This window comes from Solibaculum intestinale, from assembly GCF_040096205.1.
Classification (GTDB): Bacteria; Bacillota; Clostridia; order Oscillospirales; family Acutalibacteraceae; genus Solibaculum_A; species Solibaculum_A intestinale.
In genome coordinates, this window is record NZ_JBBMFD010000017.1 from 16,102 (window position 1) to 31,613 (window position 15,512).

General features: G+C 55.0%; 16 protein-coding genes. 5 read left to right on the forward strand and 11 right to left on the reverse strand.

Translation table 11 applies throughout. From position 1 onward, the window contains the following. Positions 1–133: 133 nt before the first annotated feature. The 5 genes from WMO26_RS09585 (at position 134) to ptsP (ending at position 5,737) form a co-directional block, all read left to right on the forward strand. Complete coding sequence (locus WMO26_RS09585; protein ID WP_349219959.1) at positions 134–886, forward strand: DeoR/GlpR family DNA-binding transcription regulator; 753 nt, start codon at positions 134–136, stop codon at positions 884–886. Next, complete coding sequence (gene pfkB, locus WMO26_RS09590; protein ID WP_349219961.1) at positions 883–1,785, forward strand: 1-phosphofructokinase; 903 nt, start codon at positions 883–885, stop codon at positions 1,783–1,785. The genes WMO26_RS09585 and pfkB overlap by 4 nt, the downstream gene beginning before the upstream one ends. A gap of 19 nt (positions 1,786–1,804) precedes the next feature. Then, positions 1,805–3,739 (forward strand): PTS fructose transporter subunit IIABC, encoded by a 1,935-nt coding sequence (locus WMO26_RS09595; protein ID WP_349219962.1) that lies wholly within the window; start codon positions 1,805–1,807, stop codon positions 3,737–3,739. A 20-nt stretch (positions 3,740–3,759) separates the two neighbouring features. Continuing rightward, positions 3,760–4,017, forward strand: coding sequence for an HPr family phosphocarrier protein (locus WMO26_RS09600; RefSeq protein WP_349219964.1), 258 nt, complete (start codon positions 3,760–3,762; stop codon positions 4,015–4,017). A 61-nt stretch (positions 4,018–4,078) separates the two neighbouring features. Further along, on the forward strand, positions 4,079–5,737 hold the full coding sequence (gene ptsP, locus WMO26_RS09605; protein WP_349219966.1) for a phosphoenolpyruvate--protein phosphotransferase: 1,659 nt from the start codon (positions 4,079–4,081) through the stop codon (positions 5,735–5,737). 154 nt (positions 5,738–5,891) lie between these two features. Here ptsP and WMO26_RS09610 read toward each other — a convergent pair whose 3' ends face one another. The 11 genes from WMO26_RS09610 to WMO26_RS09660 all read right to left on the reverse strand — a co-directional run bounded on the left by WMO26_RS09610 (position 5,892) and on the right by WMO26_RS09660 (position 15,251). Beyond that, positions 5,892–7,532, reverse strand: a complete 1,641-nt coding sequence (locus WMO26_RS09610) for a recombinase family protein (RefSeq protein WP_349219968.1) — start codon at positions 7,530–7,532, stop codon at positions 5,892–5,894. Between the two features lie 74 nt (positions 7,533–7,606). Continuing rightward, entirely contained in the window at positions 7,607–7,855 is a 249-nt protein-coding gene (locus tag WMO26_RS09615; protein ID WP_349219970.1) for a hypothetical protein, read from the reverse strand. Next, entirely contained in the window at positions 7,848–8,201 is a 354-nt protein-coding gene (locus WMO26_RS09620) for a replication initiator protein A (protein ID WP_349219972.1), read from the reverse strand. Before WMO26_RS09620 ends, WMO26_RS09615 begins: the two co-directional genes overlap by 8 nt. Positions 8,202–8,485: 284 nt before the next feature. Next, a complete protein-coding gene (locus WMO26_RS09625) occupies positions 8,486–8,848 on the reverse strand; it encodes a cysteine-rich VLP domain-containing protein (RefSeq protein ID WP_435431555.1) in 363 nt (120 codons plus the stop codon). A 406-nt stretch (positions 8,849–9,254) separates the two neighbouring features. Further along, positions 9,255–10,874: a recombinase family protein gene (locus tag WMO26_RS09630; RefSeq protein ID WP_070087575.1), complete on the reverse strand. Its 1,620-nt coding sequence runs from the start codon at positions 10,872–10,874 to the stop codon at positions 9,255–9,257. 111 nt (positions 10,875–10,985) lie between these two features. Further along, positions 10,986–11,174, reverse strand: a complete 189-nt coding sequence (locus WMO26_RS09635; RefSeq protein WP_070087576.1) for a transposon-encoded TnpW family protein — start codon at positions 11,172–11,174, stop codon at positions 10,986–10,988. 14 nt (positions 11,175–11,188) lie between these two features. Then, entirely contained in the window at positions 11,189–12,031 is an 843-nt protein-coding gene (locus WMO26_RS09640) for an ATP-binding protein (protein ID WP_070087577.1), read from the reverse strand. Next, positions 12,028–12,759: a replication initiator protein A gene (locus WMO26_RS09645; protein ID WP_207720632.1), complete on the reverse strand. Its 732-nt coding sequence runs from the start codon at positions 12,757–12,759 to the stop codon at positions 12,028–12,030. The genes WMO26_RS09640 and WMO26_RS09645 overlap by 4 nt, the downstream gene beginning before the upstream one ends. 135 nt (positions 12,760–12,894) lie before the next feature. After that, positions 12,895–13,281 (reverse strand): cysteine-rich VLP domain-containing protein, encoded by a 387-nt coding sequence (locus tag WMO26_RS09650; RefSeq protein ID WP_070087578.1) that lies wholly within the window; start codon positions 13,279–13,281, stop codon positions 12,895–12,897. Beyond that, on the reverse strand, positions 13,271–14,881 hold the full coding sequence (locus WMO26_RS09655) for a relaxase/mobilization nuclease domain-containing protein (RefSeq protein WP_070087579.1): 1,611 nt from the start codon (positions 14,879–14,881) through the stop codon (positions 13,271–13,273). Before WMO26_RS09655 ends, WMO26_RS09650 begins: the two co-directional genes overlap by 11 nt. Continuing rightward, the gene (locus tag WMO26_RS09660; protein ID WP_070087580.1) at positions 14,853–15,251 is read right to left on the reverse strand and encodes a plasmid mobilization protein; all 399 of its coding nucleotides are present in this window, start codon (positions 15,249–15,251) and stop codon (positions 14,853–14,855) included. The genes WMO26_RS09655 and WMO26_RS09660 overlap by 29 nt, the downstream gene beginning before the upstream one ends. Between the last annotated feature and the right edge of the window lie 261 nt (positions 15,252–15,512).

Genomic DNA, 15,512 nt, shown 5'->3' on the forward strand with positions numbered 1-15,512 from the left:
AAATCACTAATTTCCACTATAATTAAGCGATATATACAAAAATAATCATACAGATTTGTTATATAAACGGTTTAAAATGATTGACTTTGACTGATAGTGATGTTATGATCGGGACAGAAAGGGAGTGAGAACCATGCTGACCGAACTGCGGCAACGGGCGATTCTCGACCTGCTTCAGGAGCGAAAGGCCGTTACCGTAACGGAACTGACCGGGCTGTTGGATACGTCCGAGTCCACCATCCGCCGGGACCTTGCCGCCCTTCACGAAATGGGCAGGCTCAAGAAGGTCCACGGCGGCGCCACCGCCCTCGAAGGGGAATACAGCACCACCGATGACGACGTATCGGTGCGCAAGGACCTGAACATGGAGGAGAAAAAGCGCATCGCCGCCTATGGGGCGTCCCTCGTCTCACCGGGCGACTTTGTTTATATCGACGCGGGTACCACCACGGAGCTGCTTGTGGATCACCTGACGGAGAAGCGGGCGGTGTACGTGACCAATGCCCTCTCTCACGCCCGCAAGCTTGCCCAGGGCGGCTGCCGGGTGATTCTCCTGGGCGGGGAGCTCAAAGCCTCCACCGATGCGGCGGTGGGCGCTGAAACCGTACGCTTTTTACAGAAATACAATTTTACCAAGGGCTTTTTCGGGGTCAACGGCGTGCATCCCCGCTGCGGTTTGAGCACGCCGGAGGCCAGCGAGGCGGCGGTGAAGGCGGAGGCGCTTTCCCGGTGCCGGGACGGGTTTGTGCTGGCCGACCCCAGCAAATTCGGGCAGATCTCCTCCGTGACTTTCGGGGCGCTGGCGGACGCTGCGCTTCTCACCACCGTGCTTGCTGAAAAACGATACCGAAGCTATACGCGGATTGTGGAGGTGGATACCCTGTGATTTACACCGTAACCTTTAATCCCTGTCTCGATTATATCGTCCGGGTTCCCTTCTTTGAGCCGGGCGCGGTCAACCGCTCCGAGTTTGAGGATGTGTTTCCCGGCGGCAAAGGAATCAATGTGTCCATTGTTTTAAAAAACCTGGGAGTGGATAATGTGGCCCTGGGCTTTACCGCCGGCTTCACCGGCCGGGAAATCGAACGCGCCGTCGGAGAGGCCGGCTGCAAGACCGATTTCATCCGGGTGGAAAACGGAATGTCCCGCATCAACGTCAAGCTCAAGGCCCAGGTGGAAAGCGAAATCAACGGCCGGGGTCCTCGCCTGGGCGGGGAAGATTTGAGGAAGCTTTATGAAAAGCTCGACGTGCTGGGGAAAGGGGATTTTTTGGTTCTGGCCGGGTCCATTCCGGATACCCTGCCCGGCGACGTTTACGAGAGCATCCTCAGGCGGCTGCAGGGCAGAGGCATCCGCTTCGTGGTGGACGCCACCAAAGACCTGCTCAAAAACGTCCTCAAATACCATCCCTTCCTCATTAAGCCCAACCATCACGAGTTGGGCGAGCTGTTCGGCGTTGCGGTAACAGACGGCGATGAAATCGCCGGGTATGCCGGGAAGCTCCAGGAGCTAGGCGCGCGCAACGTGCTCGTTTCCATGGCCGGAGACGGCGCCCTTCTCAAAACCGAGGACGGAAGCGTTTATAAAAGCCCGGCGCCCAAAGGCAAGGTTATAAACTCGGTGGGTGCGGGGGATTCTATGGTAGCCGGCTTCCTTGCCGGGTATCTGCAAACTGGAAACCTGCAAACCGCCTTCCGTATGGGAGTAGCGGCAGGAAGCGCCAGCGCCTTTTCGGAAAGGCTGGCTACGAAAGAAGAAGTCCACCGGCTGCTTGCAGCCATGTAAGGAGAAAGGAGAGAATGCCGTGCGCATCACCGATTTGCTCAAAAAAGAAGGCGTCGATTTAAACGCTAGGGTGGCCGATAAGCAGCAGGCCATCGACCGGCTGGTAAAACTGATGGAGCAGACCGGCAGCCTGCGCGACCCGGCTGCATACAAAGCGTGCGTGCAAAGACGGGAGAAAGAGGGCACCACCGGCATCGGGGAAGGGGTTGCCATTCCCCACGCCAAGACAAACGCGGTGCGCCGTGCCGCCCTGAGCGCCATGGTGGTCAAAGACGGCGTGGATTACGATTCTCTCGACGGCGCGCCCGTCTACCTGTTCTTTCTGATTGCCGCGCCCGATACGGCGGACAACATCCATCTAGACGTGCTCGGGCGGCTGTCCATCCTGCTGATGGACGAGGACTTCCGCCAAAAGCTCATCCATGCCAAAGACACGGATGTGTTTTTATCTCTCATCGACCAGTGCGAAACGGAGAAATTCCAGGAGGAAACCAAGGAAACGTCCAAGGCCCAAACGGGTTACCAGGTGCTGGCGGTCACCGCCTGCCCCACCGGCATCGCCCACACCTATATGGCGGCCGAAAGCCTGGAAAACACGGCCAGAGAACTGGGCATTTCCATTAAGGTGGAGACAAACGGCTCGGGCGGCGCGAAAAACGTGCTGACGCCCGAGGAGATTGAAGAGGCTGGCTGCATTCTCATCGCCGCCGACAAGAATGTCCCCATGGCCCGGTTTGACGGCAAGCCTCTCATCCAGACCAAGGTGGCGAACGGCATCAACAAAGCAAAAGAGCTTTTGACTGAGGCCACAAGCGGCAAGGTAGCCCCCTACCATCACCAGGGCAAGGGAGAAGAGGGTCAGGAGCAGAAAAACGACGGCAAGGAAAGCGTGGGCCGCCAGATTTACAAGCATCTGATGAACGGCGTCTCCCATATGCTGCCCTTCGTCATCGGCGGGGGCATCCTGATCGCCCTTTCCTTCCTCTTTGATCATTATGCCCTCGACCCGTCCAATTTCGGCAAGAATACCGATTTCGCCCGCTTCCTTAATACCGTGGGCAACGCGGCCTTCGGCTTTATGCTCCCCATTCTAGCGGGGTTCATCGCCATGAGCATTGGCGACCGGCCGGCGCTGGCGGTTGGCTTTGTGGGCGGGGCGCTGGCCGTGTCGGGCGGCGCCGGGTTTTTGGGCGCGCTGCTGGCCGGCTTTATCGCCGGGTACCTGGTGGTTTTGCTGCGCAAGGTATTCGATAAGCTGCCCAAAAGCCTGGAAGGCATCAAACCGGTGCTTCTCTATCCGGTGCTGGGCATTCTTGCCATCGGGGCAACCATGACCTTCCTGGTCAACCCGCCCATGAGCGCCCTCAATAGCTGGATTACCGAACTGCTCAACTCCATGCGCGGCGGCAACGAGGTGGTTCTCGTGCTCTTAGGCGCTTTGCTCGGGGGCATGATGTCCATCGACATGGGCGGCCCCATCAACAAGGCGGCCTATCTCTTCGGCACCGGCTCCCTGGCGACTATGACCGAAGGCTCCTTCGAGATCATGGCGTCGGTGATGATCGGCGGCATGGTGGCGCCGCTCGCCATCGCATTGTGCACCACCTTCTTTCAAAACCGGTTTACCAAGAAAGAGCGCCAGTCCGGCGTGGTCAACTACGTGATGGGCCTGTCCTTCATCACCGAAGGAGCCATTCCTTTCGCCGCCGCCGACCCGTTGCGGGTGATTCCCTCCTGCGTGGTGGGTTCCGCGGTGGCGGGAGGTCTGTCCATGTTCTTTCACTGCACCCTGCGCGCGCCCCACGGCGGCATCTTCGTGGTGCCGGTCATCGGCAACCCCTTCTGGTACCTGGCGGCGCTGCTGGCGGGCTCTGTGGTCGGGATGCTGATGCTGGCATTGCTCAAAAAGCCCATCAGAGAAGACAAGAAGGAAACCGCCGCAGCCGACAAATAAGAAAAAGGAGCGAATCACCGATGAAAGAATTTACCTATGTTATTACCGATCCCGAGGGCATCCATGCCCGTCCCGCCGGCCTGCTTGTCAAGGAGGCCAACCGCTTTAAAAGCAAGATCACCCTCCACAAGGAAGGGAAAACTGCGGACGCCAAGCGCATTTTCGCCGTAATGGGCCTGATTGCCAAGAAGGACCAGCCCATTGTGGTCACCGTCGAAGGCGAGGACGAAGAGACGGCGGCTAAGGCCATGGAGACGTTTTTGAAAACGAATTTATAAAGAAAAGAGCCTGCCGCTGGTTTGCAGGCGGCAGGCGGCCAAAATGAAAGGAGGAAACCGCATGAGAATTTTAAACGGAACGGGCGTGTTCGGCGGCATTGCCTTCGGACGGCTTTCCTTCTATAAACGAAACGAGCAGAAGATCCGCCGGTATCACGTAGAGGACACCAGGGCGGAGCTTCGCCGCTTCGAGAAAGCGAAACAGACCGCCGCCACCCAGCTTGAGACCCTGTATGAAAAGGCGCTCAAGGAGGTGGGAGAAACCCAGGCGATGATTTTCCAGATTCATCAGATGATGCTCGAGGACCCGGATTACTGCGAGTCGGTCCAGAACATCATCAACACCCAGCAGGTCAACGCTGAGTTTGCCGTGGGTACCACGGAGGATAATTTTCGCCAGATGTTTTCGGCCATGGAGGACAGCTATATGCGGGCCAGGGCGGCTGACGTCAAGGATGTATCCGACCGGGTGCTGGGCATTTTGGCCGACACGGACAGTGCCGCGCAGACGTATGACGAGCCGGTTATTGTAGCGGCGGACGATCTGGCCCCCAGCGAAACGGTGCAGCTGGACAAAAATAAGGTGTTGGCCTTCGTCACCATGTTCGGCTCTCAAAACTCCCACACGGCCATCCTCTCGCGCACTAGGAACATCCCCACTATCATTGGGCTCGGAGACGACCTCAAGGAAGAGTACGACGGGAAAATGGCCATTGTGGACGGGTTTGCCGGCCGGCTTTACATCGAGCCCGATGAGGATACCTTTGCGGCCATGAAGCAAAAGCAGAAACGCGAGGAGGAACAGCACGCCCTTCTTTTGCAGCTCAAGGGACTGGAAAACGTTACCTTAGACGGGCGGAAGATCCATGTTTACGCCAACATCGGCAATACCGGCGACGTAGGGGCGGTGCTGCAAAACGACGCGGATGGCATCGGACTGTTTCGCAGTGAGTTTTTGTACTTGGAAAGCAAGGATTATCCCACCGAAAAGGAACAGTTTAAGGCCTACAAAACGGTGGCGGAGAATATGGCCGGCAAAAAGGTGGTCATCCGTACCCTGGACATTGGTGCGGATAAGCAGATCGGTTACTTTGGCCTGCCCCGGGAAGAAAATCCCGCTATGGGCTACCGGGCTATCCGCATCTGCTTAGACCGTCCGAAAGTGTTCAAAACCCAGCTGCGCGCTCTCTACCGCGCTTCCGCTTACGGCAACCTTGCCATTATGTTCCCCATGATTGTCTCAGTGCAAGAGGTGCGCCGGATTAAAACACTTGTGGAGGAAGTCAAAACAGAGCTGCGAAAAGAGGGCATCCCCTTCTGGGACGGGGTGGAGCTTGGCATTATGATCGAAACCCCGGCTGCCGCCGTCATGAGCGATGTGCTTGCCGGGGAAGTGGACTTCTTCAGCATCGGCACCAACGACCTGACCCAGTATACCCTGGCCATCGACCGGCAGAACCGCAAGCTGGATTCCTTCTACGACCCGCACCATCCGGCGGTGCTGCGTCTGATCCGCTACGTGGTGGAAAGCGCTCACAAGGCGGGTATTTGGGTGGGCGTCTGTGGCGAGCTGGGTGCGGACCTGAGCTTGACCGAAACCTTCCTTGCTATGGGGATTGACGAGCTGTCAGTGTCCCCTTCCTATGTGCTCCCTTTGCGCAAAAAGATCCGGGAGACGGACGTGGGCAAGGCGCTCGAGCGGGACGCCGCTGAGGGTTAGGCTGGGTCGGAGTCTAGGCCCCCGGTTTTACTTTGGAAAGCGGCTAGGCACGCAATGAAAAACAGGCGTGGTTTTACACAGGAAAAAGCCCCGGGCATTAGGCAGCGTCCCATAAGGAAGTAAAAAGAATTTTGGTCGGAACCGGCGTGTTAAGTCATGCCGGTTCCGATTCGTTTAAGGACTCCCGTCCAATCTTCAAAGGGATGCGGATTTGCCCTACATAGGTAAAGTACAAATCGATCTGTACCTGCTTCCTTCCGTTCTCTCTTACCGGACTGTGTACCACGATCTTGCTTACAAGCTCATTGAGAATGGCGGCGTCAAGTTCCGGAATATCCAGATACTTGTCCACCAGCTTCAGAAACTCGTTCACATCGGAAACCTGCCCGGCCTGTGCCTCAATTTCCCGTTCCAGTACAGAGGCAAGCTGCTCAATCTCCGTCTGTTCTTTCTCATATTGACGGGATAATTTTAAGTACCGGCTGTCGGACAGCTTGCCCAGCACGTTGTCCTCATAGATGTGTTGGATAATCTTATCCAAATTCTCCATCCGCTTCCTCGCCCCGGAGAGGGCTTTCTGCTTTTCCGCCAGCTCCGCTTTCCGGCTTTCTTCGTCCTGCGCCAGCATTTCCAGCTTAAAGTCCTTTCGGAACATACGGACGTAAATCAATGTCCGCTGGATAGTTTCCAGTACAATCCGGTAAAGCACCTGTTCCCGGATATAGTGGATTTTGCAGGAGCCGGTGTTGCTTTTGTAGTTGGAGCAGACAAAATGGTTCTGGCTGTCGTCCTTGTAGGTATTGCAGGTGCAGAAGTACAGCTTGGCCCCGCAGTCGGCGCAGTAGAGAAGGCCGGAGAACATGCTGGTTCTTCCTGTTTTTGTCGGCCTGCGTTTGTTCTTCCGCAGTTCCTGTACCCGTTCCCACTGGACTTTCTCAATGATGGCGGGCTGGGTGTCCTCGAATATTTTTTGATTCTCAACCGGGTTTTCCATCCGCTTTTTGAATTTCAAAGACTTGGTATAGGTCTTGAAGTTTACAGTACAGCCTGTGTACTCCCGCCGTTCCAGAATCCGAAGCACAGCGTTGGTATTCCAGCGGTATAGGTTCTCCGGCATGGCCCAGCCTTTCTGCCTTGCGTGATGGGCGGTAACGGTCAGCACCTTGTCGGCTGTGAGGATTTTGGCGATCTGCATGGGTCCTTTCCCCGCAATACAGAGGTTGAAGATACGCCGCACCACCTTTGCCGCTTCTTCATCCACAATCCATTTCTTTTTGTCCTGCGGGTCTTTCACATACCCATAGGGCGGATTGCTGGCAAGATGTTCCCCGGCTTCGCCCCGCATCTTTACCACTGCCCGGATTTTCTTGCTGGTATCCTTGGCGTAGTAGTCGTTGAACACATTTTTGAACACCGCAAAATCATTTTCCCCTTTGGCGCTGTCTACATCGTCGTTGATAGCGATAAAGCGGACGTCATAAGCGGGGAAAATGAAATCCTGAAGCCGCCCCATGTAGGAATACTCCCTGCCCAGCCGGGACAGGTCTTTGACAATCACAGCGGATACGCTGTAATCCTCCACATATTTCATCATCTCCTGAAACCCCGGCCTTTGGAAGCTGGTCCCCGAATATCCGTCGTCTACAAAGAATTGGATATTCCGAAATCCGTGTTCGGCGGCATATTTGCTTAATAGAGTTTTCTGGTTGGTAATGGAATTGCTTTCCCCGTCCAGGGCGTCGTCCTGGCTCAAGCGGCAGTATAAAGCGGTGATTTTCTCTGGCTGCTGGTTCATTTACTTCTCCTTTCTGTTCAGGCAGCCAAGTAAACGGTTGCCCTTATTATAACGCTCCGGTTTCGATTTTTCAGCTATGTCTCTGATTCTTTTTCCCGTAAATCCTTTTCCATCAGCCGCTTCAGTTTCTTCACGATCCCTTCCGAGCCTTTTTCCGCAAAATGGGGAATAACCGTGTAGAGGGTATTCCCCTCAAAGAAGGGATAGCTGCTGCCGCCAAGGTCAAAGTAAAACGCTCCGTCCTTGAAATGCTGCTCCATCCGTTCCCCCACAGCGGGGTCAAAGTCTTTCAGCAGCTCATACAGCTTTTGTTCATCAATCATTGGCGCCCCTCCTTTCGTTAGTCAGCAGATTCAGGGTGATTACAGCAGGTCGGCCAAGGCCCTGTTTCCGGCGGAAGATCAGGCCGCAGGATTCCAGTTCGTGAAACGCCCGCGTTGTCACCTGCCTGCTCCGGCGGAGTTTCGCTTTGGCGTCCTCCACGGTGAAATACAGGCGGATAGTCCCGCCCGCTTCGATATAGCCTTTCTTTTTGGAAATTCCCGCCCGGTCCAAAAGCAGGGCATACAGAATCTTGGCGTCATTGGATAAATCCAGAGAGATAAGGAAACGGGGGAAAATGATATAAGATGAAATATCGGTATCTGTTTTGTATGGAATGTATCGCATAAATTCTCCTTCCTATCCATCCATCGCTATGATAGATAGATTGATATTGACTGTCTTAACATTAACTCTTTCTTATTAACTACCGTCTAAATCCGGGCCGTCAGAGGGGTGGGAAAGCCACGGACTGAAAGACAGGATATGGACGCTCCAGAGCGTCCGCTTTGCCGTGTCCTGAAATCCCGAATACGGAAAATCCCAATACGGACAATTAGAAGCTCGTTTTGGACGGGTAAAAGGGATTTATCCCTCTATCCCGTTGACCGGCGCTTACAAAGCCCACAGAATCAAGGCTTTTTCGTCTCTAATTGTCCGCAGGCAGCCCTCCTTTTCCGGTCACTGGCTGTTTTCTGACCGCGGTGAACGACGACAGCACAGGACTTGCAGTATTTCGCCCGGTTGGAACCGGGAAGGAATGGATGGCCGCAGACAGTACACCGCTTTTGCTCCTTCCGATAAAGCAAAGCAGTCGCCAAAGGTTCATCCAAAGGCAGGACAGCGGCACGAAACCACCTGCACAGCAGAGAGTAGGAAATACTTTGCACGCAAACGCATTCTTCTCCATCGTCAAGGGCAAGGCAGTTCCCGCTCTCATAGTTGCAGCACTGATGAACCAGTTTTCTTGCACGGCGGTACTGGGAATAGGTCATGATGGGGATTTTCTCTTTGATTATTATCACCTCCTTCCAAACTTTCAAAAAACTCTCCCTATCTATCCGTACATTTTTAAAGCAAAATGACACCCCCTTTTGAAAATAAATTTGAAATGACTCAGAATACCTTTCATATATCCGTACATTTTTCGGGGGATTGTTGCATGGGTAAGTGGAAAAAATTGGGGAATTAAAAAACGCCGCCATGATATGAAAATCATGACGGCATTTCTGCCTTTCATATTTCAAACTTGTAGCCGATACCGTAGACGCTTTTCACATAGTCTGGCAGGTCGGGAGCAACCTTTAGCTTTTACTGATGTGCGATAAAGAAGTAATAGAAATGTAAAAAATTTTGCCGTTCCTATCCGGCACTTGGCCATTGTGTCGGATAGGTCGGGCGTTAGGCTTCGGGCAAGTCAATCTTGCCGACAAAGCTGTAATAAATCTCAATGTCCTGCCTGCGGGTGCCGTTCTCGTCATAGCTACACTCATGCACGACGATTTTTTCAATCATTTCCCGCAAGAGGGTGGGGGTCAATTCCTCAAAGGCAAGGTGCTTTCGGACGATACCCATAAACTTTTCCGCGTTGACGGTGGCGGCCTGCGACTTGTCCAGTTCGGCCTGCAAAGCGGCGGCGCGGTCTTTCAGTTCCCGCTGTTCCTGCTCATAGTCTGCTGACAGTTCCATGAAACGCTCGTCACTGATTTTGCCGTTCACATTGTCCTCATACAGCCGCTTAATAATGCGGCTCACTTCGGCAATGCGCTCCTGCGCCTGTTCAAGCTGCCTGGTGGTTGCGGCGGTCTTTCTCTTGCCGCCGATCTCGTTCTGCTGGATAAGCAGCTTCACAAAGCGGCTCTCATGCTTGGCGGCATACTCCGTCACTTGCCGGAGATTGGAGAGGACACCGGCGGTCAACAGGTCGGTGCGGATAAAGTGCGCCGTACAGTCGCGGGTGCGCTTCTTGTAGCTGCCGCAGATGTAACAGTCCTGCTTGCGGTTCTTGTTCTGATACCGCTGCTGGTACATCACATGGCCGCAGTCGGCGCAGAACAGCATACCGGAGAACAGCCCCACTTCATCATAGCGGTTCGGGCGTTTGCGCTGCTTGCGTAACTCCTGCACGCGCTCCCATGTTTCCCGGTCTATGATAGGCTCATGGTGGTTCTCAAAAATGGCCTGCTTCTCCACGGGGTTCTCTACACTGTGTTTGACCTTGTAAGAGGGCTTTTCCGTCTTGAAGTTTACCAGACAGCCGGTGTACTCCCGGTTTTCGAGGATATGAACGACGGTGTTTGTCGCCCATTTACACTCATAGCCGGGGTGGTAGCGGCGTGTGCTGCCTGTCCTGCGGTATTCCAGCGTCCCCGGCGTGGGGATTTGCTGCTCCGTAAGCATACGGGCAATCTTGGTCGGGCCATTCCCGGCAAGGCAAAGCTGGTATATCTGCTGGACAACCGGCGCGGTTTCCTCGTCAACGATATAGTTCTCGTCCTCGTCCATGAGGTAGCCATAGACCGGCTTGCTGGTAACAGGCTTGCCGCTCATGCCTTTTGCTCGTTTTACTGCCTTGATTTTCTTGCTCGTATCTCTCACCAGCCATTCGTTGAACAGATTTCGCAGAGGGGTAAAATCGTTGTCCATGCTGCCGTTTGCGCTGTCCACATTGTCGTTGACAGCGATAAAACGCACTCCCTTTTGAGGGAACAGCATTTCCGTGTAAAACCCTACCTGCAAGTAGTTTCGCCCTAACCGGCTCATGTCCTTGACTATGACGGTTCCGACTTTCCCGGCTTCAATGTCTGCAAGCATGGCTTGAAAACCGGGTCTTTGAAAGTTCGCGCCGGAGAAGCCGTCGTCGGTGTACCAGCGCAGATTAGTAAAGCCGTTCTGCTTGGCGTAGGTTTCCAAAATCCTTTTCTGGTTCGATATGGAATTACTCTCGCCTTGCAACTCGTCCTCATGGGACAATCTCGGATAAAGGGCGGTAATGAGGTTTTGGGTGGCTTGTCTTAACATAAAATCCTCCGTTTCCGACAGCCAGCCCCACTATTCCGTGGTTTCATTGTACCACGGAATAGGGCGGGCTGTATAGCGGCAAAAGTGTAAAATCTGCTTCTTTATGATTTGTCAAATTGCCGGTTTTTGTGTAGCAGCGGCTTCCGCTTCCAGTACCCGCGCCATTTTGTCGGCGGCGGTGGTGGTAGTGTCTTTCTTGAAATAGCCGGACACGACAAGGACGGAATTGCCCATGCGGATTTCCGTCACGCAGTCGGGGCGGCGGGTGGTGCGGGTGTCGGGCTGCTTGTTATCTGCCATAGGCAATACTCCTTTCAGTCGGTAATCAGTTTCTTCATGCTCTCCATTTTCCGCTGCGCGGCTTCCTGCCGGAAGTTGTCGCCGGTAAAGCGTACCGGGACGCACATGGAAAGCAGGCGGTCATAAATCCGGGAATGGGCGGTGTCCTCCGGGTTCCGCAGGTCGTCCAGCGTGAGGTTGGTCGTGACGATCAGCGGCTTGCTGCTGCGGTAACGGCTGTCAATCACATTGAAAACCTGTTCCAGCCCGTATTCCGTCCCGCGCTCCATGCCGAAGTCGTCAATGATAAGCAGCGGATAGCGGCAAAGGCGGGAAATGTACTCGTTGCGGTTCTCAAAGCTGGCGGCAAGGTCGTTGAGGATAAGGGCAAAGTTCGTCATGTGGACGGGGATTTCTTTCTCCATGAGGGCGTTTGCGATACAGCCCGCAAGATAGCTTTTCCCGGTTCCCACGCCGCCCCAGAACAGGCAGCCGATATTGTCGGCTCGCATATCCGCCCAATGCTCCACATACCGGCGGGCAATCCCGGCCTGCGGGTTCCTGCCGTTGTCGTTCTCAAAAGTCCAGTCCCGCATGGTGGGGTCGGTAAAGCCCCGGCGTTTCAGTTCTTCCACGGTGTCAAGGTGCCTGCGCCGCTTCTCGGCGGCCTCCCGTTCCTCGCGGGCGGTTCTCTGGCAGTCGCACTCTGCCGGGTGACGGTCACGGCCAAAGATAGCGGCCTTATCCGGCGCAAAATAGGCTTCTTTCGGCTTGCGGCACTTGCCGCAGTACAGTAAACCGTCCTCGCCGGTGTAGTCCTCCGGCTCCGGGGCGGTGGTCGTCATATTCTCCAAAACAGCGTTGATTTCGTTCTTCATAAACTCTCGCCCTCCTTGCATGAGTAGTCTGGTATGCCCTTTTTCGGGGCTTTCTTTTTGTCGTTCCCCGCCCATATCCGCAGGGCGGCGGCATAGTTCTGGTAGCTTTTCCCGTTGGCGGCAAGGTAGCGGCTCATTTCCTCGATGAACCGTTCCAGCCTGTCGGGGTACTCTGCCTGCAACTCGTCGTATTCGGTCTGCGACAGAAAAATATTCTGGTATCGGCCATAGGGCGCGGGCGGCTCCCCACTCACTCCCTTTGTTTGGCTCTCTGTAAGGTTGTTTATAGTAGTTTGGTTAGGGGACGGTTTTCCGACCATCATAAGGTCGGTTTTCTGACCATCAGTAGGACGGTTTTCCGGCTCTATGAGGGTCGGATTTCCGGCCATCAGTTGGTCGGAAAACTGTACCTGTGGCACTCGCGGCACTTTGACATAAAGCCGGTTCGGTGCGGAGAAGCCGCCCCGTTCCCGTTCCAGCAGCCCCGCCATGTCCAGTTCATTAAGCGCCCCCTTTATGGTGGTGCTGCCCTTATCCAGTATTTCGGCTATCTCCGCGATTGGATAGATAATATATATCCTGCCCTCGTCGTCCTGCCACTTGTTCTTCTGGGAGAGTGTGGAACGGTCTAACAGCAGCGAATACAGCAGCTTGGCGGTCTGGGAAATCTCCATTTTCAGCAGGAAACGGGGGTAGGGCAGATAGATAGGCAGCGGCGTGTCTGCCATGATATAATCAGCGATAGTATCACCTCCCTGTGTTCGGGTTGATTGTGGTGTTTTGTCACGCCTTAGAACGGCGTTTCCGGGGGAAAAGGATAAATGTATCGCGTACCCTTTGACACTCACGAAAAAAACCTTGATTCATGCGGGTTTGAAAGGCTCTAAAGCGTGACATTTCTGCCTTTGTTTCCGCTTTCTCTCGGCGGCTTTGAGTTTCTTCATGCGTCCGGCGCAGTCGGGGCAGTATTTTCCCCGGTTGGATTTGGGGACAAATGCCGCCCCGCAGACCTCACACCGTTTCCGGCTCCCCCGGTACAAGAGGGCTGCGGCCAGTTCCCCGTCAAGGGGCAGGACAGCCACACGGAACCAGCGGCACATGAGGGAAAGGGAAATGCTTTGGACGCACACGCAAGGCTCCCCGTCGTCTAACAGCAGGCAGTTTCCCTCGTCGTAGTTACAGCACTCATGTACCAGCCGCCGCGCCCGCCGGTGCTGGCGGTAGTCCATGCGGGGCAGGTTATCGCTCATGGCTCTGCTCCTTTCTGCGGTGGGGTTCCTCCCGGCGCAAAATCTGGTCGATGTTCCGCTTGACGGTCTGCAACTCCTTGAACCGCTGTTTCTGTTCGTGGTAGGTGTTATACAGGCCGTCTTTCTCGGAGATAAGCTGCTCGATCTCGGCCTGCAACGCTTTCCGGGCGGGCAGCTTGGTGATGCCATGCGCCTTGAAATACCGGGCGGCGGCTTCGGCTATGATAAAATCGCTCTCGTTTGCCTGCCGGTAGGCGGCGCGGGCTTTCTCGGATTTCTGCGCTTTCAGCCCGTCGCGGGTGGGCTTGGTCTTGGCATAGGCAAGTACCTGTTGCTGCAACTCCTTTTTCCCTTGTAGCTTCGTTTCCAGTGCTTTCAGTTCGCCGCTGGTCTGGCGCATTTCCTGATAGGCGGTATCAACGGCGGCTTCTAACTGCTCCGGGGAAGTAAAGCCGTATTCCTGATACACATTCAGCGTCGCGGCCATTTGTTTGAGGTTGTGCATGGTCGCCCAGCGTTCATAGCCCCGGCCTTTGCCCTCGGCCATTTTCTGCTCAATGTCCACAAGCCGCTGCACACCGTCCTGCTTCGGGGCGGTTTGTGGGGCTTTTGTGTTCCCATGCCGGGGGTATTCGAGTATGGCTGCGGCCTTTTCTGTGGCTCTGGCGGCGTTCTGCTCCAAAACGGAAAGGACAGCGGTGCGGTCAAAGTCGTCGCCCAGCTTCCGGGCGGTAATTGGCTTTGTCCTGTCCGGCGTGAGGTAGGAAAGCCGCCCCCGGCTCTCCTTGACGGTCACGCCCTCCCGCAGCAGCAGAGAGGAAAATTCGTCAAAGCTGGCGGCGGTGGCAAGGGCTTTCCGTATGGTCTGCCGCAGCTTCTCCTTGTTCGTTTCAAACTTGGTCTGCCGGGGCGTGATACCGCCTGCAATCATGGGGGCGTTCTGCTTGTCCAGCGCAGCCTGTCCCTTTTTCTGCGCCCAATACTCCCGGTCGGTCACGCGGTTCTTGCTGCCGTTCAAGAGGTCGATTTGGTAAAGCCCCTCCCGGTGGCACATCTCCATGACTTCGGATTTGAAGTAGCGCAAGGCAGCGTCGGTACAGCGGTGCTTGCAGCCGGCTTTCGTGTCGGCTGGCCTGTCCATGTAGGGCAGGAACGGTACTTCCTCTATCCGCAGGCTGTTAATGACGATATGCACATGGATATTGCCGCTGTGGTTGTGGCCGTCCGGGTGGGTGCATACAAGGGCTTGGTGGCCGGGGAAATGCTCGGCGCAAAACTTCTCGCCCAATGCCTGCGCCCGGTCTACGGTCAAGCCGTTGTCCGGCCCGTCCCGTGGGTCAAAGCTGATGATATAGTGGTGGCTTTTCACATCTTCCCGCCGCTGGTTCTTCCCATAGCGGAGATTTGCCCGCATACAGGCAACGGCAAAATCCTCCCCGCCGCAGTTCAGCGTTGACAGCCGGTAGTCCTCGCGGGGGATAAGCCTGCCGGTTTCATCAAGGACGGGCTTCATGGTAAACTCGTCATGCTCAAAGAGAAGATATTGTTCGGCGGCTCCGTAGTCGGCGTTTTTAGAGTTGATATGCTTGAGTGTTGCCAACTGCGTCACCTACTTTCTTGAGGACTTCATACTTGAGGGCGGCAAGGTCGGCTATGGCGGCGCGTACCTCGCCGGACAGCGCATTGTAGGGTGAGCCGTACTCGTTCAGATACCGGGCAATCTGATTGAGGTTGCCGCCGATCCTGCCGTACTCGGCGGCCAGCTTCCCGACAGCGGAGAGCAGTTCATCATTGACCGCCGATACATGGACAACGGGGCGTATGGTCGTGCGCCGTATCGCCTGCCGGAGAAATTCCGACTGGCTGATACCATAGGGCGCAAGCCGCGCTGTGAAGTCGGCGTATTCATCTTCGGACAGCCGGGTTTTCACAACGCGGCTGCGGTGGGGCGTGTTGTATTTCTTTCGCATAGGCTGAAAACCTCCTCTCACTATTCTTATTGCTGACTTTTTTCGGATTTTGGGCGGAGAAAATTTCCTCTCACTCCTCCCATTGCTTAACTTTTCGGGAAATTACAAAAACTTTTTTTTGCATTTCGGCAGAAAAATCCCTCTATACCTCCCATTGGGCAACTTTTTGGAAAATAACAAAAACTGTTTTCAGCTTTTTCGCCCGTAAGGGCGTATAGCAGGGTTTGGGGAAGGCACTCCCCAACAAGTTTCCCGCGAGGG